Below are 25,112 nucleotides of genomic sequence, written 5' to 3'. Positions count from 1 at the left end.
CTTATCGGGCTGTCAGCGGAAACGTATTTTCCGCTGCGGAAAGGTGCAGATTAAGGGTGATAGATCAACTGGGTTTCGAGACCCAAAAACGTCTGTACAAACGCATGCTGTCGGGTCAGCAGCTCGCCGTTTTTCTCGTTGTAGCGCTTGCATGCCGCTATGCTTTCCTCCAGCTGCTGCCATGCCTGGCGAGCCGCCGTTTTCTGTACGGGGGGCAGCCAGCTAAAGACCTGCGCGATGCCAATGCTATCTGCCGTGACGCCTAACGACAGCAGCGTCTCCCGGCGGACACGGGCGCTCAGGCTCAGGGCTGGGTAGAGACCATCGATTTGCATGTTGACGGCGATTAGCGCATCGCTGGCGCGGCGGATCATGCATAAACGTTGCTCTTTCAGCAGGTTATGTAGTTGATGATAGTCGTCGTTATCGGTACGGATCCCGCGCAGCAGCAGCTTGACCTGTTCGAGTTTGCGGCTCACTGCCCCCTCCCGGTTTGAAAAAATTCAAGCATTGAGGAGGCCAGCGCATCGGCATCAATTGAAAACTGCGATGACGCCAGCAGGGCCTGCATCTGGCTAACTTTTTCTGCGTCGATATCAGGAGCAGCTTCATTCGCCAGACTACGCTGTGCGGCCTGCATGCCCTGCTGGGTCACCTCGTCGGCGCAGCGGAGGGCCTCGGTCGCCGTATCCGCTTTTGTCACCTCCGGCTGTGACGGTGAGCGCGCCGCCGCATCGCGGGAGGGCTGCTGACCGGGAAGTAGTGCAGAAGTCGTGATAGCCATAGGTTTCTCATCCGGGGGCGTTTTTAACGGTTACGTATGGAAAGCGGCAGCGGAAAGCGAAATCTTAAGCGGCAATAAAAAAATTATTGCGCGCCGACGCTCACCTGCCCCGGACCCGAGACGCTGGCGTTAACGATCCGCCCGCTGCTGCTGTTCTGCACTCTGATAATTTCATGCAGGCGACCCTCTTTTAACGCCACACCTGCAGTCTGGGCGCGGATATCCCCCGTCTGGGACGCGATGGTCACCGACTGGCCGCGCTTCACCATCAGCGGCTGCTCAAGCTGCGTGCGCAGGATCGGTTTCCACGGACGCAGGGTCCGTTTCGCTGTCAATCCAGTTGCCTCTTCACGGTTCAGGAGCGGCTCACCGCGCAGGTTGCCGATGTTGTATCTCTTCATTACCAGCGCATCAGGGGTAACTACCTCTCCACGCACAACCTCCCTGCTCACCATGACCACCGGCAGATAGATATCGGCCTTGACGGTGACAGCGCTCTGCCACGGCGTTCCGCTCCGGCATGCCACCCGATAATTTTGCCGGGCAAGCGTTTTCAGCTGCAATGGGGCAGCGCTAAAGCGCAGCGGCTGGCTACAGGCAGGGAGAGTGGCGACATTGCCAGGCATCAATACGTTAAGGGTGTAGCGGTAGTCGCGCCATCCTGCGCGCTGCGCCAGGTCCGCAATGGCCTTTTCGGCCTCCTCGATGACCTGAGCGTTAATCTGCTGGCGAGCGCCAGGCAGGGCCGGACGTGCCGCAGCGAGCAGGGGGGCGGCAAGCAGAACGCTGGCCAGCAGGCGGAAGCAGGTTTTCCGCATAGCAAAACAGGTGATCATAAGAGTTTACCTTTCAATAACTTAAAAAATGGCACGCTTGTTGCTTATCAGGCACGCGCGTCAGCTATTTGAAAGGAGTGCAACGCATAATGGGGATCAGCTTTCAGAAGGCACTGGGTGTACACCCTCAGGCAGTGAAGCTACGTCTTGCGAGGACCGAGCTGCTTACCGCCAATCTGGCAAACGTCGATACGCCAAATTTCAAGGCTAAAGATATTGATTTCGCCCGTGAGATGCAACGGGCAGCGCGTGGCGGTGGGCTGCCCGCCGCCCAGGTGATGTATCGCCTGCCGATGCAGCCGACGCAGGATGGCAACACGGTAGAGCTGAATAGCGAGCAGGCGCGATTTTCGCAAAACAGCCTCGACTACCAGAGCAGCCTCACCTTTTTAAATATGACCATCAACGGCCTGAGAACGGCCATCGAAGGGAAATAACCATGTCATTTGCTGACATCTATCAGATCTCCGGTTCGGCGATGACCGCCCAGACGGTGCGGCTCAATACCGTCGCCAGTAACCTGGCCAACGCGGATTCACCCGCCCAGAGCGAGGCGGCAACTTACAAGGCACGCAGCCCGGTGTTTGCCTCGATCTACCACAGCAGCCTGGTACAGGCGGGACATCACGATCTCACCGGAGCCAGCGTGCGCGTACAGGACGTGGTGGAGAGCGGCAGCGCCGTGCGCCGCTATGAGCCGCACCATCCGCTGGCCGACCGGGACGGCTACGTCTGGTATCCGGACGTCAACGTGGTCGAGCAGATGGCCGACATGATGTCGGCCTCGCAGAACTTTGCGACCAGCGTTGAGGTACTGAACAACGTGAAGAGCATGCAGCAGAGCCTGCTTAAGCTGGGAGAGGGCGTATGAGCACGTCCGTATCGCTGAACGCGACCTATGCCGGATCGGGGGCAGACAGCACGGTATCCACAACTACCGGTACCACAACCACCAGTACCTCGTCTTCGATGGCCGATACGTTTCTGACGCTGCTGGTGGCGGAGATCCAGAATCAGGATCCCACCAACCCCACCGATCCCACCGAGTATGTTACTCAGCTCTCCTCCATGGCGCAGGTGGCGATGGCCGAGCAGGTGGCGTCGGAGATGAACACCAACGCCATTCTGATGAGCAACATTCAGGTGATGGCGCTGGGCAAGATGGTGGGCGATCCGATCATGGTCCAGACCACCACCCTTGAGGTTAACGATAGTGCGATCCAGGGCCGCATCGATCTTGATGGCGTCTGTACCCGCGTTGACATTCATATCACCGACGAGGCTGGGAATGATTACGACATTCCGCTGACCGGAAGTTCATTTGGGCCGGGGGCGGTGACCTTCAGCATCGATCCTGCGGACTATGGCATTCCTCCCGGGGATTACTCCGTGTCGGTGGTCACCGACACTGGCGAAGAAGAGGTGCCGGTTGAGGTGGCAGGCATCGTGACCGACGTGCGTATTCCGCTGGATGGCGGCACGCCGTTGCTCAACGTCAGCGGCGTAGGGGAGGTGCCTTTTACCATGATAAGCCAGTTTGGCGTGCCGGACGATACGCCTGCTCAGGACGTAGTTTGACTATTTTAAGGGAACAGTAAGTATGAGTTACAGCATTGCAGCCAGCGGCCTGAACGCGGTTAACGAACAGCTAGATGGCATCAGTAATAATATCGCTAACGCCGGAACGGTGGGCTATAAGTCCATGACGACCGACTTCTCTGCCATGTATGCGGGCACCCAGGCGATGGGGGTGAGCGTGGCCGGAACCGCGCAAAGCATCTCGCGAGGCGGCTCGATGGTCTCGACCGGTAACGCCCTGGATCTGGCGATCAACGACGACGGCTTCTTTGTGCTTTGCGACAGCGCGGGCAACGTCACCTATACCCGGGCCGGGTCGTTCAACACCGACAGGGACGGCTATATCGTTAACGCCTCCGGAGACTATTTGCAGGGTTATCCAGTGGATGAGAGCGGGGCGCTGCAAACCGGCACGGTGACGGATCTGCAGATTAAAACCGGGTCGCTGCCGGCCCAGGCGACGAGTTCTATGACCTTTAGCGCTAACTTTAACGCCGCTGATGCGGCGATTGATACCAGCGCGGTGCCGTTCGATCCCACCAACGCCGCCTCGTACAACAGCACCTATACCACCACGGTCTATGACTCGCTGGGCAACGAGCATGCGGTCTGCCAGTACTTCACCAAAACGGCGGATAACAGCTGGGAAGTGCACTACACCTTCGACGGTGCAACGCAGCCTGGCGCGACGGCGTTAACCTTCGATGAGCAGGGCAAGCTGGTAAGCCCCGCTGCGGCAGTACCGATGACCTTTAGCGCACCGGGCGCGGTGCCCATCGCGATGACCTTTGACTACGCCGCCTGCACCCAGTATGGCTCCGCCTTCTCGGTCACCACCAACGTCGCCGACGGCTACGCCTCCGCGCAGCAGAACGGCGTTCAGGTAGACGGCGACGGCAAGGTGTACGCGACCTACAGCAACGGCGAGCGGATGCTGCAGGGCCAGGTGGTGCTGGCGACGTTTCCAGACGAAAACGGCCTGCAGGCCGTCAGCGGCACCGCGTGGGTAGAGACCGGCGAATCCGGCACGCCGCTGATAGGTGCGCCTGGCAGCGGCACCTTCGGTGCGCTCTCCACGGGAATGCTGGAAAGCTCCAACGTTGATATCACCAGCGAGCTGGTGGATCTGATGACCGCGCAGCGTAACTACCAGGCTAATACCAAGGTGATTTCCGCCAGTAGCGAACTGGATCAGGCGCTGTTCCAGGCGATGTAACAGAGGAGGGCGAACAGTGGATCGTTTACTTTTTACCGCGCTCAGCGGGGCCAGCCATACCTTGATGGCGCAGCAGATCGCAGCCAATAACCTGGCAAACGTCAACACCACCGGCTTTCGTGGCGATATGGCATTGTCGCAGGGGGATCCGGTGCCGGGAGAAGGGTTTGCCACCCGCTTTCTGGCCCAGCAGCGCACCAGCGGCGTTGACGCCAGCACCGCCGCTGCTGAAAAGACCGACCGGCCGCTGGACGTGGCGATCCAGGGGGAGGGCTATATCGCGGTACAGGGCAGCGACGGCAGCGAGGTCTATACCCGCAACGGCAATATGATACAGAACGAGGCGGGCCAGCTGACCATCAACGGCTATCCGGTGTTAGGGGATAACGGCCCTATTGTGCTGCCGCCAAACGCCATCGCCTCGTTTGGCCGCGACGGCACGCTGTCGATTACCCCGGACGACGGCGACGCCACTGCCACCATGGACATCGATCGCCTGAAGCTGGTCACTATTCCAGCGGAGAACCTGTCGAAAAACGCCCAGGGGATGATCGTCACGGCGGACGGCAGCCGCGCCCAGCCGGATGAGAACGTTAACGTCAGCGGCGGCTACCTGGAGGGCAGCAACGTTACGGCGGTCTCTGAGATGCTGGCTTCCATTTCGCTTAATCGCCAGTTCGAAGCCCAAATTAAAATGATGAAGGCGGCTCAGGATTTGAGCGAGGCGGGTAATCGCCTGCTCCGTGGCGCCTGATCGTCGAGACTAAGGATAATCATTCATGAACGCAGCACTATGGATCAGTAAGACCGGCCTCTCGGCAGAGGACGCCGAGATGAGCGCCATCGCCAACAACATCGCCAACGTTAATACCAACGGCTTCAAGCGTGACCGGGTGATGTTCCAGGATCTCTTCTATCAGAACCAGCGCGCGCCTGGGGCGATGCTGGATCAAAACAACATTGCCCCCACCGGCATTCAGTACGGCAGCGGCGTGCGTATTGTGGGAACGCAGAAAACCTTTACCGAAGGCAATATCGAGACCACCGATAATCCGCTCAACGTCGCCATTATGGGGCAAGGATTTTTCCAGGTGCTTAAGACCAACGGTGACATTGCCTACACCCGCGACGGCAATCTGCAGGTTAACGCCGACGGCGTGTTAACCAACGCCCAGGGGCTGCCGTTGCAGCCGGAAATTGATGTGCCTGCCAACGCCACCAATATCGCCATCGGTGAAGATGGCACGGTAATGGCGACTCTGCCGGGCGAGAGCGATGCCACCGAGCTTGGGCAGATTACGCTGGTCAATTTTACCAACCCGGCGGGCCTGCTGGCGGAGGGGGATAATCTCTATCTCGAGACGGCGGCCAGCGGTCAACCCACGGAGGGGACGCCAGGCGAGGATGCGTTAGGCACGCTGAAGGGTGGCGCGCTGGAAGGCTCCAACGTGGATATCGTCAACGAGATGGTCGCGATGATCACCGTCCAGCGCGCCTACGAGATGAACGCCAAAATGGTCTCTGCCGCCGATGAGATGCTGCAGTACGTTAATCAGAATCTGTAGTGAGAGCGTGCGTGAAACGATATCTGTGCTTAATGGTGCTGGCCTCCTGGCTGACGGGCTGTGAATCCCCGGCGCTGCTGGTCAAAAAGGACGATTTGGCCTACGCGCCGCCGAAGATGGAGGCGCAACCGACGCCAGAGGGGCGAGCAGGGGGCGTGTTTGAGACCGGTTACAGCTGGTCATTGACCGCCGATCGGCGTGCTTACCGGGTGGGGGACATTTTGACGGTGATCCTTGAAGAATCGACCCAGTCGAGCAAGCAGGCCAAAACTAACTTTGGTAAAGAGAGCAGTCTTGATGTCGGCGCGCCGACGGTGTTTGGCAAGACCAAAGACAAACTGGCCAGCTCCGCTGAGGCCTCGCGAGATTTTGACGGCAACGCCAGCTCCCAGCAGCAGAACAGCCTGCATGGATCGATTACCGTGTCCGTTCAGCAGGTGCTGCCCAACGGCGTGATGGAGATCCGCGGCGAGAAGTGGCTCACCCTTAACCAGGGGGATGAGTATCTGCGTCTCAGCGGGCTGGTGCGTGCCGACGACATCGGCAACGACAACACCGTCTCCTCCCAGCGCATCGGCAACGCCCGGATCTCCTACGCCGGGCGCGGCGCGCTCAGCGATGCCAATGCGGCGGGCTGGCTGACCCGGCTCTTTAACCATCCGCTGTTCCCGCTTTAACTCAGGAGTTGTTATGCGCTGTTTTTCAGGACGCGCCCGTATCGTTACGCTCTTTCTGCTGCTCGTCTCCTTGTCGGGGCTGGCGCAGCCGCTGGCATCGCTGGTGGATATTCAGGGCGTGCGCGGGAACCAGCTGATCGGCTACAGCCTGGTGGTCGGTCTCGACGGCACCGGCGATAAAAACCAGGTCAAATTTACTAACCAGACCATCACCAACATGCTGCGCCAGTTTGGCGTGCAGCTGCCGAGTAAGATCGATCCCAAGGTAAAAAACGTGGCCGCCGTAGCGGTTAGCGCCATGCTGCCGCCGATGTACGCCCGCGGGCAGACCATCGACGTTACGGTCTCCTCCATTGGCGATGCGAAGAGCCTGCGCGGCGGCACGCTGCTGCTGACCCAGCTGCACGGCGCGGATGGGGAGATCTACGCCCTGGCACAGGGCAGCGTAGTGGTGGGCGGGATGAGCGCCAGCGGGGCCAGCGGCTCCAGCGTGACGGTCAATACGCCCACCGCCGGGCTGATCCCCAACGGTGCTACCGTAGAACGGGCGATCTCCAGCGACTTTGAGATGGGTAAGACGGTGATGCTCAACCTGAAGCGTCCCGGCTTTAAGGACGCCAACAGCATCGCCAACGCGATTAACAGCGCCTTCGGCGGCGGACTGGCAACGGCAAAAAGCGCCACCAGCGTGGAGGTGACGGCACCCACCAGCCCTGGCGCACGGGTGGCCTTTATGTCGCAGCTGCAGGATGTGCAGATCACGCCGGAGCGGGTACGCGCCCGGGTCGTCTTTAACGCCCGCACCGGCACGGTGGTGATGGGGGAGGGGGTGAAAGTTCACGCCGCAGCGGTATCCCACGGCAGCCTGACGGTTTCGATTGCCGAGAGCAGCAGCGTCAGCCAGCCTAACGCGTTGGCCGGTGGCCGCACGGCGGTCACGCCGCAAAGCAGCGTCAACGTGAACACCCCACGCGCGCAAATGGTCACGCTGCCGGAGTCCACCAGCCTGAAGACGCTGGTGAACGTGCTGAACAATCTCGGCGCGTCACCGGATGACGTGATGTCGATCCTGCAGGCGCTGCATGAAGCAGGGGCGCTGGATGCCGACCTGGAGGTGATCTAATGGATACCCTTAACGCCTTAACGTCCGTTCAACGGAACGCCGACGACAGCGTGGCAGCCGCCACCGTGCGTGAGAACCACCTTCGACAGGCCGCCCAGCAGTTTGAGGCGATCTTTATGCGTCAGATGCTCAAAGAGATGCGTAAGGTCGATGCGCTCCTCGACTCTAAAGATAATCCTTTGCACAGCGATGCCGGGCAGATGATGCAGGGCTTATACGATGATGCCCTCTGCGATAGCCTGGCGAAGCAGCAGAGTATGGGTATTGCGGAGCTGATCGTTAAACAGCTCTCGGCGCATAAAGAGTAGCGACGGCAGCTTAAGAAAGCGGCCTACTGCGCCGCTTTATGGATCCAGACAACCCGACAGAGAGTAGTAAAGAATGGATATGATCAACATTGGCTACAGCGGCGCGTCGGCGGCTCAGGTGCAGCTTAACGTAACCGCGCAGAACACGGCCAATGCCATGACGCCAGGCTATACGCGCCAGGTCGCAAAAACCAGCACGCTGGGGACCAGTCCGGGGGCGCTGAACAGCGCGGGCAACGGCGTGCAGGTTGACAGCATCTGCCGGGTATCGAACCAGTACCTGGTTAACCAGGTGTGGTTTGCTGCCACCGACTATGGCTACTACACCACCCAGCAGCAGTATCTGATGCAGCTGGAGAGTGTGCTGAGCGACGACAGCAGCAGCCTCAGCGCCGGGTTTGATAACTTCTTTGCGGCGCTGAACGCAGCATCCACCATGCCGGACGATCCTGCCCTACGCGAGCAGGTATTGAGCGAAGCGAATGCCCTGGCGCTGCGCTTCAATAACACCAGCAGCTATATCGACTCCCAGAGCAGTGAAATTGCCAGCCAGGAGCAGGCCACCGTTTCACAGATCAACACCCTGACCGCCGGCATTGCAAACTACAACCAGCAGATCGCCGAAGCTGAAGCCAACGGTGACAACGCTTCGGCGCTGTACGACGCTCGTGACCAGATGGTCGAACAGCTTAGCGGCATGCTGGATATCCAGGTCAATATTGACGACAGGGGCAACTACAACATCACGCTGCAAAATGGCCAGCCGCTGGTGAGCGGGCAGGAGAGTTCGACCATTAAGCTGGAGAGTGGAGACAACGGTAGTCAAAGCCTGACGCTGACCTTTGCCGGGACAACCTACGGCATGACGATGGAGACCGGCGGCTCGCTGGGGGCGCTCTTTGACTACCAGCACAACGTGCTGGATCCGCTGACCGAAACCATCAACAGCATTGCGCAGCAGTTCACCGTCACCGTTAACGACCAGCTGGCGGCGGGGTACGATCTCAATGGCAACCCCGGCGCGCCGCTCTTTATTTACGATGCCGACAGCCCGAACGGCCCGCTGCGCGTCAACTCTGATATCACCGCAGACCAGCTGGCGTTCTCCAGCGATCCGGAGGCATCCGGTAACGGTGACAACCTTCAGGCGCTGATTAATATTGCCGGCGAGCCGCTGGCGATTGCTAACCTGGGCACGGTTACCGTCGGTAGCGCCTGTACCAGCATTATCAGCAATATGGGTATCTACAGCCGTCAGACCCAGACGGAGGCCGAGTCGGCAAGCAGCGTCTACAGCGAGGCGCAGAACCAACGGAGCAGCGTGAGCGGCGTGAGCATGGACGAGGAGGCGGTCAATCTGATCACCTATACCCAGATCTACCAGGCCAACTTAAAAGTGATCTCGACCGGTGCGGAGATTTTCGACTCCGTGCTGGAGATGTTTTAACCCAGCGGAAAATCATCTTCTATGCGCGTAAGCACTCAACAATCTTATATCTCAATGACCAGCGGCTTTACCGAGCTTTCCGGCAGGCTGGAGCAGGTTATTACCCAGATGGCCACTGGCCAGCGGGTGATCCTCCCCTCAGACGATCCTATTGCCGCTACCCGTATTAACCAGCTTAACAGCCAGCAGTCAGCTATCGAGCAGTATCAAAGCAACATCAATGCGGTTTCGGCAACCCTCAGCCAGCAGGAGAGCATTCTCGACGGCATCAACAACAGCATGCTGGCCATTCGCGACGATCTACTCCAGGCGGCGAACGGCACCACCACGCCAGAGTCGCTGGCCAACCTCGGTCAGGATATCGCCTCTCTCACGCAGTCGATGATGGTCTCCCTGAACTATCAGGACGGGCAGGGGCACTATCTTTTTGGCGGCACGAAAAACTCGGCTGCGCCCGTTAGCTACGACGATACCGACGGCAACGGCGAGCCGGATGAGTACATTTATCACGGGAACGCTGAGCACCGTACGGCCACCGTCGCCAGTGGTATTGAGATGGAGACCAACGTGACGGCCAGCGAGATGTTTGGTACGGATCTGACAGTGCTTAACACCCTGGACGATCTGGCGACAGCGCTTCAGGATCCCAGCCTTAATCCGGCGGATCCGCAGGTGCAGAGCAATATCACTCATGCCATCGATTCTCTCGATGCGGCCTCGGCATCGCTTAACAGCGCCATTGCCAGTCTGGGTGAGCGGCAGAACACCCTGACCCTGTTAACCGATGCTCAGACCAGCGTGGCCGATACCAACAGCGTACTGATCGGCCAGCTTGGCGATCTCGACTACGGCCCGGCCACGGTAACCTTTACTGGCCTGCAGGTGGCGATGGAGGCAACGATGAAAACCTACGCGAAGGTCAGCGAACTCTCGCTGTTTAACGCCATTTAATGCTGTCCGGTGGAGTTGCTATGCAGGTTGGTTTACAGACAACGACACGCCCTTCAGGTGGCGAGCTTGCTCAGACGCAAATAAGGGAGCGCGCGCGGGTACCATCGATTCCAAAGCGGGCTGAACGTGAAGATTACCCCGCTTCGCCACTGACCGCTTTGCGTCCGCAGCGCTACAGCGTTCAGCTTAACGATCAGCTTACGATCCTTCAGCAGGCGGATGGTTACCTTTCCCGGCTGGAGAAAGCACTGCTCAACCAGCGTTATGCCTCATCCAGCGGTGGGCCACGCCCAGGAGACAGCGCTGCACTTACGGATCTGCTGGCTAACCGGTCCCCGCTCTCAGCAGGCCGGGTTGACAGGCAGCTGCAGCCGGTACTGCAGGGCGAGGCGCAGGTCATCTTTCATGCCCCGGAGCTGGCGGCGTTGCTTGACGGTGACGGCGGGCCGGTCTCGCTTATGTTCAGCGTTGAGTCCGGGCGCGGTCGGCGGCTGGCGGCGGTATCGCTGGCTAATCCCGCCGACGCGCTTAATCCTGTGATGCAGATAAAAAATGCGCTGCTGAGAACGGGCGTTATGCCGCGCTACGGTGAGGGAAGGTGGACATTTACGACGAGTGAAGCTGACTGGCCGCAGCTACAACGCTCTTTCACCGTTGCCGATGCGAAGGGGGAGCATGCCCGACGGCTGGCTCTTCATGCCAATCCGGCTCCCGCCGAAGCACTCGCGGCTGCGCTGGCCACGGGGCAACATGATGGGCTGCAAGGCATGGTGCAGGGCGTGCTTAGCCAGGTAGGGGAGCAGCGTCAGCTGCTGGCATCGGCTCAGGAGAAGGCTCGCCAGCGAATGGACGTCATGGCACGCTTTCCAGAGGCACAAAGTGCAGAGCGCGCCTCAGCTGCGATAGGGCAGACCCTTGCCTGGGCCTGCCACCACTACGATACGCTGATGCAGGCCGTTAACGGCCAGGCTACTCTTCCGGCACTGACGGTGCAGAACCTGCTTGGCTAGCGCTGGCAGCCCGCCGTACCCAGCGTTATCATTGCCGGCTCCACGACCAGCACGTTGCGACTGTCTTTATCCAGCAGAAGAGATTGCGCATTCGCTAAGGGTTTCATGGCCACACGCAGATGGTTATTCTGGGTAAAGTTCAGAAACGGCGTGAGAGCCGGGTCCGCATGCTGGATTTCTCTCTTCTCTATCCACAGATAACCTACAGAATCGTCAGATGCCGGTGTGTTAAAGCAGGAGGCCATTTCCATTAATAGCGTGAACTTGTCGTCATTGCGACGCAGCGTAATATACGCGCCGCCTGACGTAGGGTGCATATTCACGCTGTAGCTGCGCTGGATTGCTGTTGCTAAGTCATAAAATACCAGTTCGGTATGTACGATCGCGGCCACCGCCGATAATGGTAAGCAAATTATTGATAGCATGAATATTGAAAAACAAAAAAGATTACAGACACGTTGGTATTTCATTAATATTTTTCTCAGCCGCTTGATAAACAAAAGAATTTAGTTCTTGTATATTATTCTGCCAGTTTTGGATGCCCATCATTAATTGATATTGGTGATGGCAATTATCCTGAATAAGTAAGCTAATGGACAATTTAGCCACTGAATCACTGTAATAAAAAATGGCATTCATCTGTTGCGACTTTAGCTTCAGGTTAAGCGCCCGAAGCATATCAGGCATATGCTCCTTAAGCTGAGCCGCATGGCCAGGATCGTTGCCCGAGTGCAGATGGAAAATCCTGATGCGTGAATAATCTTTAATGGTTTCATCTTTTAAAATTAACTCGCTTCCTCCGGCTGAGGGGGGCATGCTCTGGTTGCCCCGGGCATAGTGCGGATAATTTTTTATTAATAAATATATCAAAGAGATAATGACAATAGAGAGAATGAGACATTTTTTAAATTTGATGGCAGAGCGCAGGCCTGCCAACGGCGGAGCCTGAGCCAGGCACAGCGACGGTACCGCGTTGTCCGCTTCATTAGCCGTCTCTACGGGTAAAGTTTCTTGAGGGTAAGTAATAAAATCCTTATTAAAAACATAGCCTTTCTTCGGCACCGTTTTGATGATCTCCTGTAAGCGACCATCGTCGCCCAGCGCGGCCCGTAACGCATAAATAGCCGTTGGCAGACTGTTATTGCCCACCACCCGGTTTTTCCAAACCGCATTGATAAGAAAATTGCGTGATAATACCTCGCCAGCGTGATTTACCAGGGTTTCCAGCAGAATGTAATGAAATTCACCCAGGCGCTGAATTTCTCCTGTTTCCGAGTGAATCAGCGCGTTTAGCGATGGGTCAAGCCGCCACTTATTTATAAGCATATGCATAGTGTAGATGTAAGTGTATAGAGACAAAAAAATATTAGCAGCGCTTAAGACTTGCTGCGGTTAATACTGATTTTTACCTTTTGTATAACAAAATTTAACAAGCGTTCTCTGATTTAAGCTTGTCGATAATACCAGCGTTTTATCAATAATTATTTTTTAAAGGGGTAAAACGTGATCTGTATAAATACTATAAAAATGGGGAATGTAGCGAAAGTGGAATAGCAGAGCAATCTAAGAATTTTCTTAAATTGTAAATTATCGTTTCTTTTATACACTGCTGGGATAATAGAGAAGGGGCAAATGTTTCGCCTCCTCAGCCTGAGGAGGCGCGTAGTCGTGTACCGCTCGTTATCAGAAGTGCGTATTCACGCTCATATACCAGGTGCGGCCCGGCTCGTTATAGGTCGCTGCGCCTGCGCCGTACATGTAGGACTTCGTCGTGTCATTGCCGGTGGTCTGGGCGTTGCCCGCGCGCCACTGACGTTTGTCGAAGACGTTATCCACCCCCGCCGTCAGGCTGACGTTTTTGGTCGCATCCCACGTACCGCTTAGACCAACGATGCTGTAAGGGCTAACCTCATCGGTTTCGCTGCCCGTCGCGCGGTTGCCTTTATAGTTGTAGATCTTCGGCTGCTGTTTACCGTACCAGGTGAAAGTAGACTGCACGGAGAGGTCCTGGCGGATCTGCCAGCTCAGCGTCGAGTTGAGCGTATACTCCGGGATGATAGAGAGGCGATCGCCGGTGGTTTTGTTCTTGCTCTGCAGCATATAGGTCAGGTTATTGGTCCAGTTCACCGTATCCGTTACCGGCACGTTGAGCGTCCCTTCTAACCCCTCTACAACCGCTTTCGGCACGTTTTCCCACTGGTAAATATCCGTGGATGCCTTAGAGGCTTTGCCAATCGGCGCATAGCCCGCTTCAATCTTGTCGCGATAGTCGTTGCGGAACCAGGTTACGCCCGCCAGCCAGCCGTCACGCTTGAACTCCAGCCCCACCTCTTTGTTGATACTGGTTTCTGCTTTCAGATCGTCATTACCCATCAGATAACAGGCACCCGAGCTGGCGTAACAGCCCTGGCCGCGGCTGTAGAGAATGTAGTTCGGGTTGGTCTGATAGAGGCTTGGCGCTTTATAGGCGCGGGCGATGCCCATTTTCAGCGTAATATCATCCGTTAGCCCCTGGGAGAGGTTCAGAGACGGACTCCAGTTGTCGCCTACGATGGTGTGATGATCGAAGCGCAGGCCCGGCGTCAGCATGGTGCTGTCGGTCAGCTCCATGTTGTTTTCTGCAAACAGCGAGAAGATTTCTGCTTTGGAATAGGGGCTGCGGTTGGTGGGATCCACACCGGCAATGGTGCCGCCCTCGGTCAGCGACTGGGTGTTGGAGGCCAGATCCTTCATGCGCTGTTGATTCCACTCGCTGCCCAGCGTCAGGGTCTGGTTTACCAGCAGATCCAGCGGCAGGTTAACCTCGCTATGCAGCAGCACGTCGGCAAGATCGATATTTGAGAAGTTCTCGTCAGAGAAGATCCCTTCGGTGCCGCCTGCCAGACCTTCATTATTACGCGTGTTGCGGGTGTGCTCGTACTGCGCATAGGTGTTGGTCGTGACGCCGTTATCCCACCCGCCGTTCCAGGTCAAAGAGTAGTTCTGACGATAGAGACGGTTGGTCTCTTTACCGTAGTTCTTTTTCACCAGCGCGTTGGTATTGGTGTTCTGGGTATCGCCTGCGTAGAGGTTGCCCTGACGGCTGTAGCCCGCTTCCAGCGCCAGCGAGTTCATAGGGGCAAAATCCCAGCGCAGCTGGCCGTTGACGTCCTTGTTGGTTACACCTTCGCGTCCGGCTGGCATGGTGCCCGCGTAGCTGCCGGTACGTAAGGATTCATGACCTTTATTGATGTCCCAGGCGTCGGCCTGCGTTTTCTCCAGGTTGCCGTAGAGGCGGAAGCTGAAATCGCCCCCCAGCGGGCCGGTGAGGTTGAAGTTGGTGCGCTTGGTCGAGCCTTCAGATTTATGCTCCGGTGCGTTGAGGTAGGTGTCCCATGCGCCGTGCCACTCGCTGCTGGAGGATTTGGTGATGATATTCACCACGCCCCCCGCCGCGCCGTTACCGTAGCGCGCCGCCGCCGGGCCGCGGATCACTTCGATGCGCTCGATCATCTCTGGCGGGACCCAGCTGGTATCGCCTCGGGTATCCCGCTCGCCGCGCCAGCCCAGGCGCACCGAGTTACGGCTGGTGACCGGCTTGCCGTCGATCAGGATCAGCGTGTTTTCTGGTCCCATGCCGCGAATATCGATCTGGCGGCTGTTGCCGCGCTGGCCGCTGGTAGAGTTGCCGGTGAGGTTAACACCCGGCATGGTACGAATAATTTCAGAGACGTCACGGGCGGGCGGATTTTTACGGATTTCATCGGCGGTGATGGTGGAGACGCCGGGCGCCTGAAGGTTTTGCTGAGCGGCGGTGACGACGATGGTGTCATCGCCAGCAGGGACCTCCTCTGCCTGAAGCGGTAGTGCTACCCCATAAATACCCAAATTGACCAATAAGGCCAAGGACTTAATCTTGTTATTCATTGTATTACCTGTTTTTGTCGCCAGAAGACCGCTTAACCGTTCTGGTTCCCTGCACGTAGGCGGCTAATGACATGATTATGTGAAAGACGCGCTTCCCACAGCGCGCCAATACGCTATTGCAAATGCAAATAGTTATCAATAATATTATCGATAATTTTTCTTCCATTTGAAAAAATGCCGCAATCAGTACGGGGTTAATTAGGGTGACGACACAAGCAACGGGCAGCGCTGCCTGGTGGGAGTCAAAACACGGACCAGAGTGGTCCCGAGAAGGCGAAGACAGGTGCCGGGTTACCTTCTGGTGGCGCGATCCGGCGGGGTCTGAAACCACCTCTTCCGTACAGCGTGTGTGGATCTACATCACTGGCGTCACCGATCATCATCAACGATCCAGGCCACAGTCTCTGAGCCGTATTCCTGGCACCGACGTCTGGTTCTGGCAAACCACGCTCAACGCAAACTGGCGCGGCAGCTACTGTCTGATCCCCTCTGAAAACGAACATGACTTTGCCGAGTCGGCATTTACCGGCGAAGAGCCGGATCGCGTGGCCCTGCGCGAAGGCTGGCGCAAGCTGCTGGCCCATGCCGTTGCCGATCCGCTCAATCCGCTGTCGTGGCGAGGGGGGCGTGGCCATGCGGTATCGGCCCTTGAGATGCCCGATGCGCCAGAGCAGCCGGGCTGGCAAGCCCCTCAGGATACGCCCTTTACGCCACCGACCTGCATTCACTGGCGCAGCGCCCGGCTGGGTAATAAACGCCGGGTCTGGATTTACACCACTGGGGAAGAGCGTGCCGCCGAGCGTCCGCTGGCAGTGCTACTTGACGGTCAGTTCTGGGCGCAGAGCATGCCTGTCTGGCCTGTACTGGCCGCCCTTACCCAGCAAGGAAAACTACCCCCGGCGGTCTATGTGCTGGTTGATTCGACTGATAACGCCCAACGCAGCATCGAACTGCCCTGTAATTCAGCGTTCTGGCAAGCGTTACAGGAGGAGCTGCTGCCGCAAATCCAGGCGCTGGCTCCCTTTAGTGACGATCCCTCGCGCACCGTGGTGGCCGGACAGAGCTTTGGCGGTCTCGCTGCACTCTATGCCGGCCTGAACTGGCCAGCCCGTTTCGGCTGCGTGCTCAGTCAGTCAGGCTCCTTCTGGTGGCCGCATCGCGGCGCGCAGCAGGATGGCGTCGTAATCGACCAGATCAAAACAGGCAGCGTTCAGGCGCACAGCCTGCGCATTGTGCTGGAGGCGGGCGCGCGTGAGCCGCTCCTTTTTCGCGTTAACCAGTCGCTCTACTCTCTTTTGCAGCCGACGGCAGCGGCCGTTTTCTGGCGTCCCACCGACGGCGGACACGACGCGCTGTGCTGGCGCGGCGGGCTGACCGCAGGGCTGATGACGCTCTGGCAGCCGCTCATTGATGCTGGCCAATAGTGCCTTTTTCCACGACAGGAGTGTGGTATGGAGTTCAGTAATCCCTTCGACGATCCAGAGGGGCAGTTTTACATTCTGCAAAACGCGCAGCAGCGCTACAGCCTGTGGCCGCAGCAGTGCACCCTGCCGCAGGGCTGGCATGTCGTTGCTGAGCCGCAGCCGCAGGCTGAGTGCCACGCCTGGCTGGCGGGGCGGTGGCAAAACCTCACCCCTGCGTATCATGCGCGTTAAGGAGCACCTCATGTCGACACGTCTGCCGCTGGTCGCAGCCCAGACCGGGATCTGGATGGCGGAAACGCTTTCTACCCTGCCTAACGCCTGGAGCGTGGCGCACTATGTTGTCATCGACGAAAGCGAGCTTGATGAAGCCCTGCTCGGCGAGGCGATTGTAGCGGGTATGGGCCATGCTGATACCCTGCGCAGCCGCTTTGTCGAGGATAACGGCGAGGTGTTCCAGTGGATCGATGAGTCCATGCCGCTGACCCAGCCGGATGTCCACGACCTGCGCGCCAGTGCCGATCCCCATGCGGCTGCGCTGACCGTCATGCAGGGCGATCTGGCCCAGAATCTGCGCGTCGACGGCGGAAAACCGCTGTTTTACCATGCGCTGCTGCGCCTTGGGGAACGGCGCTGGTACTGGTATCAACGCTATCACCACCTGCTGGTGGATGGCTTCAGCTTCCCGGCCATTACCCGCCATATCGCCGCCATCTATAGCGCATGGCGACGCGGCGAACCGACGCCAGCTTCACCTTTTACCCCCTTTGCCGAGGTTGTAGAGGAGTACCAACGCTATCGCGACAGCGAGGCATATAGCCGGGACGCAGCATACTGGCGTGAGGTAAGCCAGAGCCTGCCGCCGCCGGTATCGCTCTCCACCAGCCCGCTGCCGGGACGCGCCTCTACCGCCGATATTCTGCGTCTGAAGCTGACCCTGGACGGCCAGGCTTTTTCCCGGCTTGCGGCACAAAATAGCGGCTGCCAGCCCCCGGATCTTGCCCTGGCGCTGGTTTCACTCTGGCTGGCCCGTCTGTGCGGACGCATGGACTATGCCGCCGGGTTTATCTTTATGCGGCGGATGGGATCCGCCGCCCTCTGCGCCACCGGCCCGGTGCTCAACGTCCTGCCGCTGGCGGTGAACGTTGACCCGGCGGAGTCGCTGGCCGGACTGGCGCAAAAGCTCGCGACTCGGCTGAAAAAGATGCGTCGCCACCAGCGTTATGATGCGGAGCAGATCGTACGTGACAGCGGGCAGGTGACGGGCGATCGCCCCCTGTTTGGCCCGGTGTTTAACGTAAAGATGTTTGACTACCAGCTGGATATTGACGGGACGGCGGGAACGACCCATACCCTGGCAACCGGGCCGGTTAACGACCTTGAGATTGCCCTTATCCCGGACGAGAAGGGTGGCCTGGCGGTAGAGATCCTGGCGAACCGCCAGCGCTATGATGACGCCTCACTGACCGCCCATGCCGCCAGGCTGGATGCGCTGCTGCGTCAGTTTGCCGATAACCCGCACCTGCCTTGTGGTGAGGCTGCGCTGATCCTACCAGCGGAGCAGGAGAGCATTGACCGGATTAACGATACCGCCGTCAGTCTGCCGGCCACCACCCTCAGCGCGCTTGTTGCCGCCCAGAGTGAAAAAACGCCTGACGCCCCGGCGCTGGCGGATGATCGCTGGCAGTTTAGCTACCGCGAGATGCGCGAGCAGGTTATTGCCCTGGCACAGGTATTACGTCAGAACGGCGTTCAGCCCGGGGACAGCGTCGCTGTGGCGCTGCCGCGTTCGGTCTTTCTCACCCTGGCCCTGCATGCGATAGTTGAGGTTGGCGCCGCCTGGCTGCCGCTGGATACCGGTTACCCGGATGACCGTCTGCGTATGATGCTGGAGGATGCCCAGCCACGGCTGCTGATCACCGTTGACGATCAGCTGGCCCGGTTTAGCGACATCCAGACCGCTCACCTCTGCTACAGCGCGCCGCTGCCGGTGACGGACGCACCCGCGCTGGCGCTCTCCACCCCGGACCACACCGCCTATATCATTTTTACCTCCGGCTCGACGGGCCGTCCAAAAGGGGTGATGGTGGGGCAGACGGCCATCGTCAACCGCCTGCTGTGGATGCAGGCGAGCTATCCGCTGGGGGCGCACGACGTGGTGGCGCAAAAGACGCCATGCAGCTTTGACGTCTCGGTATGGGAGTTCTTCTGGCCCTTTATCACCGGGGCGAAGCTGGTGATGGCGGAGCCGGAGGCGCACCGCGATCCGCAGGCGTTACAGCGCTTCTTTGCCCGCTATGGCGTGACCACCACTCACTTTGTTCCCTCAATGCTGGCGGCATTTATCGCCTCCCTAACCCCTGAAACGGCGCGGGAGAGCTGCCGTACGCTGCGTAACGTCTTTTGCAGCGGTGAAGCGCTGCCAGCGGATCTCTGCCGCGAGTGGGAAAGCGTGACCCGCGTGCCGCTGCATAACCTCTATGGCCCGACGGAAGCGGCGGTGGATGTTAGCTGGTATCCCGCTTATGGCGAGGCGCTGGCTGGCGTCACCGGACCCAGCGTGCCGATTGGCTATCCGGTGTGGAACACCGGCCTGCGCATTCTGGACAGCAGGATGCAGCCCCTGCCGCCGGGCGTGGCGGGGGATCTCTACCTGACCGGCATTCAGCTGGCACAGGGGTATCTGGGACGTCCCGACCTGACTGCCAGCCGCTTTATTGCCGATCCCTTTGCCCCTGGTGAACGGATGTACCGTACCGGCGACGTGGCGCGCTGGCTGGACAACGGTGCGGTGGAGTACCTGGGGCGCAGCGACGACCAGCTCAAAATTCGCGGCCAGCGCATCGAGCTGGGGGAGATTGACAGTGTTATGCAGACGCTGCCGGACGTTGCCCAGGCGGTGACCCACGCCTGCGTCTTTAACCAGGCAGCGGCGGGCAGCGGCGATGCACGCCAGCTGGTGGGCTATCTGGTGTCGGCCTCCGGCCAGCCGCTGGAGATGTCTGCCCTTAGCGAGCAGCTAAAGACCCGTCTTCCGCCACATATGCTGCCCGCCGCGCTGGTACAGCTTAGCGAACTGCCACTGAGCGCTAACGGCAAGCTGGACAGGAAGGCGCTACCGCTGCCGACGCTTGCGGCAACACCGGGTGGTCGGGCGCCGGAGACGGCAACGGAGATAGCGGTTGCGCAGCTGTTTACCGAGCTGCTGGCCTGTGAAGTGAATGACGTCAGCGCCGACTTCTTTGCTCTCGGCGGCCACTCGCTGCTGGCGATGCGGCTGGCGGCCAGGCTGAGTCAGGCGTTTGTGCGCCAGGTGACGCCGGGGCAGGTGATGGTCGCCTCAAGCGTGGAAAAACTTGCCGCGCTGCTGGAAGCCGATGCCCTGGACGGGCGCCTGCAAAATCTGGGTTACGAGACGATCCTGCCCCTGCGGGAAAGTCATGGCCCGACGCTGTTCTGTTTCCATCCGGCTTCCGGCTTCGCCTGGCAGTTTAGCGTGCTGGCGCGTTATCTTAGCCCTCGCTGGTCGATTGTCGGCATCCAGTCGCCGCGTCCTGCCGGGCCGATGGCTACCGCTGCTTCACTGGATGAGGTGTGTGAAGCGCATCTGCAAACGCTGCTCGCCCAGCAGCCGTACGGCCCTTACTACCTGTTTGGTTACTCTCTCGGCGGCACGCTGGCGCAGGGGATTGCAGCCCGGCTGCGGCTGCGCGGCGAAGCGGTAGCCTTCCTCGGCCTACTGGATACCTGGCCGCCGGAGACGCAGAACTGGGCAGAGAAAGAGTCCAACGGTCTTGATCCTGAGGTGCTGGCGGAGATTAACCGCGAGCGAGAGGCATTTCTCGCTGCCCAGCAGGGTCAGGCGTCAGGCGAGCTGTTTACTGCTATTGAGGGTAACTATGGTGATGCGGTTCGGCTGCTCACTACCGCCCATAGCCAACCATTTGATGGTAAAGCGACGCTGTTTGTCGCCGAGCGCACGCTGCCAGCCGGGATGGATCCCCGGCAGGTCTGGTCACCCTGGATAAAGGATCTGGAGGTATATCGTCAGGACTGCGCCCATGTAGACATTATTTCACCGGCGGTGTTTGCTTCTATCGGACCAATACTTGCGGGCCTGCTCAATTAATAAGCAGCCATACCCACTATATATGGTGGGTATGGTTAACAAAATTAAATGTTCATTCAGATTAATCTCATTAAGTATTACTATAGGGGGGCCGTTGTAAATAATGCTTTTGTAGCAAATCAGGATAGAGTTTACCTATGTCAACGTTAGATATTAAGCAGGATAACGAGGTGCAGCTACGCCACTATCCTGTCGGTCACCATCACAATAACGAAATCGATCTCATCACGCTTCTTAATGTTTTGTGGACAGCAAAAAAACACATTGTTGCCATAGCAGCGGTATTTGCCCTGATAGGCTTGCTTATCTCATTTGTTTTGCCGCAGAAGTGGACCAGCGAAGCAATTATCACTCCCGCCGAGCAGACGCAGTGGCGCTCGCTACAGCAAACGTTAATGGAGCTGCAGGTACTGGATATTGAGGTGCCGGTAACGCCAACGGACGTGTTTGGTCAATTTATTAAAGAGTTTAGCTCTCGGTCATTGCAGGAAGAGTACTTCCGCAGCTCACCTTATCTTAAATCGCAATATCCCGATCTTGACGCAGATTCGCTGGAGTTTCAGCGGGCGGTCGTCCGTCTGGCGGAAAAAGTAAATATTATTGATAACGCTTCGCCAAAGAGTCCCATTGAAGCGCCCTTTACGTCATGGACGCTTGGCTTCTCTGCATCAACGCCTGACGATGCCAGAGAGGTGCTTGAGGGCTATATCGATTATGTTGCGGCGAAAGTGGTAAACGAAACTACCGATAATATCCGAAGCACCCTGGCGTTAAAAACTCGCTTTGAGCAGGAGAAGCTGAATCTCGACCGCGTTCGCCTGACTAACCAGCGCGATATTAAGATCCAACGCCTTAATTACTCGCTTGAAGTCGCCAACGCTGCAGGAATTAAAAAACCGGTTTACAGCAATGGTCAGGTCGTTAATGACGATCCGGACTTCTCTATTACGCTGGGCGCGGACGGTATCCAGGAAAAGCTGCGCATTGAAAAATCGCTGAAGGATATTGCCGATCTCAACGCCGACCTGCGCAACCGTGAATATCACGTTGAGCAGCTGCAGAAGCTGAACGTGAAAGATATTGCCTTCTCACCGTTCAAATATCAGCTCTCCCCGTCGCTGCCGATGAAAAAAGATGGCCAGGGTAAAGGGATCATCACCGTTCTGATGGGATTAGTCGGTGGCATTATTGCCTGTGGCATTGTTCTGCTGCGCAATGCGATGCTGGCGCGTAATCTGCCGCCGGTACCTGCTGAAATGGTATTAGAGTCAGCATAAAGGCCCGGCGTTAAAAAAGGCGGCTATAAGCCGCCTTTTTTATCCCCCCGTGCGCCCCAGCGGCACCACCAGCGGCGTATGCGCCACCGGATCGTCAATAATCATGCAGCGCAACCCGTAGACGGCCTCAATCAGCTCTGCCGTCACAATCTCCTTCGGCGCACCCTGGGCGACAATTTTCCCGTCCCGCAGGGCAATCAGATGGGTGGCATAGCGGCAGGCCTGGTTCAGGTCGTGCAGCACTGCCGCCAGGGTGTAACCCCGTTCGCGGTTCAGCTCGCTAAGCAGCTCCAGGACATCAATCTGATAACTGATATCCAGCCAGGTGGTCGGCTCATCCAGCAGCATAATCGCCGTCTCCTGGGCCAGCACCATCGCTATCCACGCCCGTTGACGCTGGCCGCCGGAGAGGGTATCCACGCTCTGCAAGGCGAGATCCGCCACGCCAGTGGCTTCCATGGCCCGCTGCACGGCGCGATCGTCCTCCTGCCGCCAGCGGGTAAAGAGCGGCTGGTGGGGATAGCGGCCGCGGGAGACCAGCTCCTGCACCGTAATATCCCCCGGCGTGGTGGCGTTCTGCGCCAGCAGGCCGATGCGGCGCGCCACCTCTTTGCTGTTGAAACGCTGGATTTGCTCGCCGTCCAGGTAGACGTGCCCCTGCGTGGGCGTCATCAGACGGCTCAGAGTGCGCAGCAGGGTTGATTTGCCGCAGCCGTTAGGGCCGATGATGGCGGTAAAGTGGCCGTCGGGAATGGCAACGGAGAGATCGTTCGCCACCACCTTTTTACCGTAGCCGAGCGTTAACCGGTCCCCGCGCAGACGGGCTGTTAAATCGGTCATCTTTTGCGGGACTCCTTGATTAACAGGACGATAAGGTAGATACCGCCCAGGCTTACGGTAACCACGCCGACCGGAAGCTGATAGGGAATAAACAGCTGCTGGGCGCAGAGATCGGCGGCCAGCAGCAGCAGCGTGCCGCAGAGCGCCGCCTGGGTCAGGCCCCAGCGCGCCGTGCCGCTAATGCGTCGAGCGATGTGCGGTGCAACCAGCGCCACAAAGGAGATCGGTCCAGCCAGGGCGGTCGCCGCCGCCGTCAGCACTACGGCCACCAGCATCAGCATTAGCCGCGAGCGCTCCACGCTTACCCCCAGCGCACAGGCGCTGTCATCGCCCATCTCCAGCAGCCGCATCCGCCGCACCAGCAGCGCAGCGCAGACAAACATCAGCAGCAGGATCGGCGCGGAGGGCCAGGTTTTTGCCCAGGTCAGGCCGTTGAGCGAACCGGCGTTCCACAGCCCGGCGGTCAGGGCGGTCTCCAGCGAGGCTTTTATCAACAGCCAGGTATTGAAGGCGATCAGCATCGCCCGCACGCCAATGCCGATAATGATCAGGCGAAAGGTCTCAATGCCGTTGCGCCAGGCCAGCGCCCACACGATCAACGAGGTGAGGATCCCACCGGCCATCGCCGCAAAGGCGATAGCGGTCAGATCCTGACCGTACAGCACCATCGCCACCAGCACGCCGCTCCAGGCTCCGGTATTGAAGCCCATCACATCCGGGCTGCCCAGCGGGTTACGCATCAGCGACTGAAATATGGCCCCGCTGACCCCCAGCGCACCGCCGACAAGCATCGCCATCAGCACCCGGGGCAGACGCCACTCGTTGACCACCAGGGTAACGCCCCGCGGCGCATCGCCGGTAAAGGCGGCCAGCACCTGACCGGGAGAGAGCGGCACCGTGCCGCTGCACAGGCTCCACAGGGCCACCATCACGCTGGCACAGGTCAGCAGGAGGAGGCTAAAGAGTAAACGACGGGAGGGGGCGATCACATTGCACCTCCCCGACGGTGGCGACGCACCAGAAAGATCAATACCGGCGCGCCGATAAAGGCGCTCACCACCGACACCCGCAGCTCGCCCGGCACGATCAGCCTGCCAATGATATCGGCAAACAGCAGCAGGGCAGGGGTGGCGAGAAGGGTCACCGGCAGAGACCAGCGGTGATCGGCTCCCACCAGCCAGCGCGCCATATGCGGCATCATCAGGCCAATAAAGGCGATGGGACCCGAGACGGCGGTGGCGCTGGCGCACAGCACGGTGATGGCCAGCAGGCCCAGCAGTTGAGTGCGGGCTACCCTGCTGCCGAGGGCGGTGGCGGTATCGCTGCCGAGACTCAGGCTGTTAAGCGCCCGGCTAAGCAGCAGGGCAATTGCCCCGGCGACCAGCACCGGACCCAGTACGATACGCAGCGTTTGCAGGGTACGCACGTCGAGGGAGCCAGCCTGCCAGAAACGCAGCTGGTCGTAGACGTCTGGGTTAAGCAGGGAGATGCCGCTGGAGAGACCCTCCAGCACCGCCGCCAGCGCAACGCCTGCCAGGGTGAGGCGCACCGGACTCAGCTGCCCGCCGCCCGCGCTGCCGGTAAAGGCCACCACCAGCGAGGCCGCCAGCGCGCCGCAGAAGGCCAGCGCCAGCTGCTCGGTGGGAGAGGATATGCCCAGCAGCGCCGCGCCGATCACGATAGCAAAGCTTGCCCCGGCGTTAACGCCGAGCAGGCCAGGATCGGCGAGGGGGTTACGGGTTAGGGTCTGCATCAGCGCGCCCGCGAGGCCCAGCGCGCCGCCCACCAGCAGTCCGGCCAGCGTCCGCGGCAGACGGGCATCAAGCACAATCGTGCAGTCAGCGCTTTGGCAGGTGCCAGAGAAGGCATCCATTACAACGGAGAGGGGCAGCGGTTTGGCCCCGATCAGCAAGCTGAGCACGCCTGCAATCAGCAGCAGTAGCAATAATCCGCCCACGACCCACGGGCGCGCCGGATTAACGGAAAGCGACATAACAACGTCCCTGACTTGATAATGATATTAATTATCGTTATCGATCTTATG

Annotated in this window: 25 protein-coding genes; 16 read left to right on the top strand and 9 right to left on the bottom strand. The window is 58.9% G+C overall.

Translation table 11 applies throughout. The features are described from left to right. Positions 1 to 50: 50 nt before the first annotated feature. The 3 genes from RTN40_RS04155 to flgA form a co-directional block, all read right to left on the bottom strand. The gene (locus tag RTN40_RS04155) at positions 51 to 479 is read right to left on the bottom strand and encodes a flagellar protein FlgN (protein WP_312227351.1); all 429 of its coding nucleotides are present in this window, start codon (positions 477 to 479) and stop codon (positions 51 to 53) included. Continuing rightward, positions 476 to 784 (bottom strand): flagellar biosynthesis anti-sigma factor FlgM, encoded by a 309-nt coding sequence (gene flgM / locus RTN40_RS04150; protein ID WP_312227350.1) that lies wholly within the window; start codon positions 782 to 784, stop codon positions 476 to 478. Before flgM ends, RTN40_RS04155 begins: the two co-directional genes overlap by 4 nt. Positions 785 to 867: 83 nt before the next feature. Further along, positions 868 to 1,620 (bottom strand): flagellar basal body P-ring formation chaperone FlgA, encoded by a 753-nt coding sequence (gene flgA / locus RTN40_RS04145; RefSeq protein ID WP_312227349.1) that lies wholly within the window; start codon positions 1,618 to 1,620, stop codon positions 868 to 870. 89 nt (positions 1,621 to 1,709) lie between these two features. Between flgA and RTN40_RS04140 the strand changes: the two genes are divergently transcribed. The 12 genes from RTN40_RS04140 (at position 1,710) to RTN40_RS04085 (ending at position 11,495) form a co-directional block, all read left to right on the top strand. Beyond that, complete coding sequence (locus RTN40_RS04140; RefSeq protein WP_312227348.1) at positions 1,710 to 2,057, top strand: flagellar basal body protein; 348 nt, start codon at positions 1,710 to 1,712, stop codon at positions 2,055 to 2,057. 2 nt (positions 2,058 to 2,059) lie between these two features. Next, positions 2,060 to 2,491, top strand: a complete 432-nt coding sequence (gene flgC / locus RTN40_RS04135) for a flagellar basal body rod protein FlgC (protein ID WP_312227347.1) — start codon at positions 2,060 to 2,062, stop codon at positions 2,489 to 2,491. Beyond that, complete coding sequence (locus tag RTN40_RS04130; RefSeq protein WP_312227346.1) at positions 2,488 to 3,198, top strand: flagellar hook capping FlgD N-terminal domain-containing protein; 711 nt, start codon at positions 2,488 to 2,490, stop codon at positions 3,196 to 3,198. The genes flgC and RTN40_RS04130 overlap by 4 nt, the downstream gene beginning before the upstream one ends. 22 nt (positions 3,199 to 3,220) lie before the next feature. Beyond that, positions 3,221 to 4,414: a flagellar hook protein FlgE gene (gene flgE / locus RTN40_RS04125; protein ID WP_312227345.1), complete on the top strand. Its 1,194-nt coding sequence runs from the start codon at positions 3,221 to 3,223 to the stop codon at positions 4,412 to 4,414. 16 nt (positions 4,415 to 4,430) lie between these two features. Then, positions 4,431 to 5,168, top strand: a complete 738-nt coding sequence (locus tag RTN40_RS04120; protein ID WP_312227344.1) for a flagellar basal body rod protein FlgF — start codon at positions 4,431 to 4,433, stop codon at positions 5,166 to 5,168. A gap of 25 nt (positions 5,169 to 5,193) precedes the next feature. Next, entirely contained in the window at positions 5,194 to 5,979 is a 786-nt protein-coding gene (flgG, locus tag RTN40_RS04115; RefSeq protein ID WP_312227343.1) for a flagellar basal-body rod protein FlgG, read from the top strand. Between the two features lie 11 nt (positions 5,980 to 5,990). Continuing rightward, positions 5,991 to 6,656 (top strand): flagellar basal body L-ring protein FlgH, encoded by a 666-nt coding sequence (flgH, locus tag RTN40_RS04110; protein ID WP_312227342.1) that lies wholly within the window; start codon positions 5,991 to 5,993, stop codon positions 6,654 to 6,656. After that, on the top strand, positions 6,637 to 7,779 hold the full coding sequence (locus RTN40_RS04105) for a flagellar basal body P-ring protein FlgI (RefSeq protein WP_409418511.1): 1,143 nt from the start codon (positions 6,637 to 6,639) through the stop codon (positions 7,777 to 7,779). Before flgH ends, RTN40_RS04105 begins: the two co-directional genes overlap by 20 nt. Continuing rightward, on the top strand, positions 7,779 to 8,087 hold the full coding sequence (locus RTN40_RS04100; protein ID WP_312227340.1) for a rod-binding protein: 309 nt from the start codon (positions 7,779 to 7,781) through the stop codon (positions 8,085 to 8,087). Before RTN40_RS04105 ends, RTN40_RS04100 begins: the two co-directional genes overlap by 1 nt. A 73-nt stretch (positions 8,088 to 8,160) precedes the next feature. Further along, a complete protein-coding gene (flgK, locus tag RTN40_RS04095) occupies positions 8,161 to 9,534 on the top strand; it encodes a flagellar hook-associated protein FlgK (RefSeq protein WP_312227339.1) in 1,374 nt (457 codons plus the stop codon). Positions 9,535 to 9,555: 21 nt separating this feature from the next. Continuing rightward, positions 9,556 to 10,485, top strand: coding sequence for a flagellar hook-associated protein FlgL (gene flgL, locus RTN40_RS04090; RefSeq protein WP_312227338.1), 930 nt, complete (start codon positions 9,556 to 9,558; stop codon positions 10,483 to 10,485). A 20-nt stretch (positions 10,486 to 10,505) separates the two neighbouring features. Further along, positions 10,506 to 11,495, top strand: coding sequence for a flagellar hook-associated protein (locus RTN40_RS04085; RefSeq protein ID WP_312227337.1), 990 nt, complete (start codon positions 10,506 to 10,508; stop codon positions 11,493 to 11,495). Here the strand turns inward: RTN40_RS04085 and RTN40_RS04080 are convergent. From RTN40_RS04080 to RTN40_RS04070, 3 genes are all read right to left on the bottom strand, one after another. After that, on the bottom strand, positions 11,492 to 11,965 hold the full coding sequence (locus tag RTN40_RS04080) for a hypothetical protein (RefSeq protein ID WP_312227336.1): 474 nt from the start codon (positions 11,963 to 11,965) through the stop codon (positions 11,492 to 11,494). The genes RTN40_RS04085 and RTN40_RS04080 overlap by 4 nt on opposite strands. Next, a complete protein-coding gene (locus tag RTN40_RS04075) occupies positions 11,943 to 12,827 on the bottom strand; it encodes a transcriptional regulator (RefSeq protein ID WP_409418508.1) in 885 nt (294 codons plus the stop codon). Before RTN40_RS04075 ends, RTN40_RS04080 begins: the two co-directional genes overlap by 23 nt. Before the next feature lie 351 nt (positions 12,828 to 13,178). Beyond that, on the bottom strand, positions 13,179 to 15,401 hold the full coding sequence (locus RTN40_RS04070; RefSeq protein WP_312227334.1) for a TonB-dependent siderophore receptor: 2,223 nt from the start codon (positions 15,399 to 15,401) through the stop codon (positions 13,179 to 13,181). 203 nt (positions 15,402 to 15,604) lie between these two features. Here RTN40_RS04070 and fes point away from each other — a divergent pair, with 203 nt between their 5' ends. From fes to wzz(fepE), 4 genes are all read left to right on the top strand, one after another. After that, the gene (fes, locus tag RTN40_RS04065) at positions 15,605 to 16,825 is read left to right on the top strand and encodes an enterochelin esterase (RefSeq protein WP_312227333.1); all 1,221 of its coding nucleotides are present in this window, start codon (positions 15,605 to 15,607) and stop codon (positions 16,823 to 16,825) included. 27 nt (positions 16,826 to 16,852) lie between these two features. Continuing rightward, positions 16,853 to 17,056, top strand: coding sequence for an MbtH family NRPS accessory protein (locus RTN40_RS04060; RefSeq protein ID WP_312227332.1), 204 nt, complete (start codon positions 16,853 to 16,855; stop codon positions 17,054 to 17,056). A gap of 10 nt (positions 17,057 to 17,066) precedes the next feature. Continuing rightward, complete coding sequence (entF, locus tag RTN40_RS04055) at positions 17,067 to 20,951, top strand: enterobactin non-ribosomal peptide synthetase EntF (RefSeq protein ID WP_312227331.1); 3,885 nt, start codon at positions 17,067 to 17,069, stop codon at positions 20,949 to 20,951. Positions 20,952 to 21,088: 137 nt separating this feature from the next. Then, positions 21,089 to 22,228 (top strand): LPS O-antigen length regulator Wzz(fepE), encoded by a 1,140-nt coding sequence (gene wzz(fepE), locus RTN40_RS04050; protein WP_312227330.1) that lies wholly within the window; start codon positions 21,089 to 21,091, stop codon positions 22,226 to 22,228. A 39-nt stretch (positions 22,229 to 22,267) separates the two neighbouring features. Here wzz(fepE) and fepC read toward each other — a convergent pair whose 3' ends face one another. The 3 genes from fepC to fepD are packed head-to-tail and all read right to left on the bottom strand — an operon-like array spanning position 22,268 to position 25,061. Then, entirely contained in the window at positions 22,268 to 23,068 is an 801-nt protein-coding gene (gene fepC, locus RTN40_RS04045) for an iron-enterobactin ABC transporter ATP-binding protein (protein WP_312227329.1), read from the bottom strand. Beyond that, entirely contained in the window at positions 23,065 to 24,057 is a 993-nt protein-coding gene (gene fepG / locus RTN40_RS04040; protein ID WP_312227328.1) for an iron-enterobactin ABC transporter permease, read from the bottom strand. The genes fepC and fepG overlap by 4 nt, the downstream gene beginning before the upstream one ends. Further along, complete coding sequence (gene fepD, locus RTN40_RS04035) at positions 24,054 to 25,061, bottom strand: Fe(3+)-siderophore ABC transporter permease (protein WP_312227327.1); 1,008 nt, start codon at positions 25,059 to 25,061, stop codon at positions 24,054 to 24,056. The genes fepG and fepD overlap by 4 nt, the downstream gene beginning before the upstream one ends. Positions 25,062 to 25,112 lie beyond the last annotated feature (51 nt).

The organism is Pseudescherichia sp. (genome assembly GCF_031987975.1).
Classification (GTDB): Bacteria; Pseudomonadota; Gammaproteobacteria; order Enterobacterales; family Enterobacteriaceae; genus Pseudescherichia.
This window is presented reverse-complemented; position numbering and strand designations above follow the sequence as displayed.

Coding starts and splice junctions, on each gene's coding strand:
- RTN40_RS04085 (WP_312227337.1), top strand. CDS start 10,506: ATGCAGGTTGGTTTACAGACAACGACACGCCCTTCAGGTGGCGAGCTT.
- RTN40_RS04100 (WP_312227340.1), top strand. CDS start 7,779: ATGGATACCCTTAACGCCTTAACGTCCGTTCAACGGAACGCCGACGAC.
- RTN40_RS04140 (WP_312227348.1), top strand. CDS start 1,710: ATGGGGATCAGCTTTCAGAAGGCACTGGGTGTACACCCTCAGGCAGTG.
- entF (WP_312227331.1), top strand. CDS start 17,067: ATGTCGACACGTCTGCCGCTGGTCGCAGCCCAGACCGGGATCTGGATG.
- flgL (WP_312227338.1), top strand. CDS start 9,556: ATGCGCGTAAGCACTCAACAATCTTATATCTCAATGACCAGCGGCTTT.
- flgG (WP_312227343.1), top strand. CDS start 5,194: ATGAACGCAGCACTATGGATCAGTAAGACCGGCCTCTCGGCAGAGGAC.
- fepD (WP_312227327.1), bottom strand. CDS start 25,061: ATGTCGCTTTCCGTTAATCCGGCGCGCCCGTGGGTCGTGGGCGGATTA.
- RTN40_RS04130 (WP_312227346.1), top strand. CDS start 2,488: ATGAGCACGTCCGTATCGCTGAACGCGACCTATGCCGGATCGGGGGCA.
- flgE (WP_312227345.1), top strand. CDS start 3,221: ATGAGTTACAGCATTGCAGCCAGCGGCCTGAACGCGGTTAACGAACAG.
- flgM (WP_312227350.1), bottom strand. CDS start 784: ATGGCTATCACGACTTCTGCACTACTTCCCGGTCAGCAGCCCTCCCGC.
- flgA (WP_312227349.1), bottom strand. CDS start 1,620: ATGATCACCTGTTTTGCTATGCGGAAAACCTGCTTCCGCCTGCTGGCC.
- fepC (WP_312227329.1), bottom strand. CDS start 23,068: ATGACCGATTTAACAGCCCGTCTGCGCGGGGACCGGTTAACGCTCGGC.
- RTN40_RS04075 (WP_409418508.1), bottom strand. CDS start 12,827: ATGCATATGCTTATAAATAAGTGGCGGCTTGACCCATCGCTAAACGCG.
- RTN40_RS04070 (WP_312227334.1), bottom strand. CDS start 15,401: ATGAATAACAAGATTAAGTCCTTGGCCTTATTGGTCAATTTGGGTATT.
- flgC (WP_312227347.1), top strand. CDS start 2,060: ATGTCATTTGCTGACATCTATCAGATCTCCGGTTCGGCGATGACCGCC.
- RTN40_RS04060 (WP_312227332.1), top strand. CDS start 16,853: ATGGAGTTCAGTAATCCCTTCGACGATCCAGAGGGGCAGTTTTACATT.
- RTN40_RS04080 (WP_312227336.1), bottom strand. CDS start 11,965: ATGAAATACCAACGTGTCTGTAATCTTTTTTGTTTTTCAATATTCATG.
- flgK (WP_312227339.1), top strand. CDS start 8,161: ATGGATATGATCAACATTGGCTACAGCGGCGCGTCGGCGGCTCAGGTG.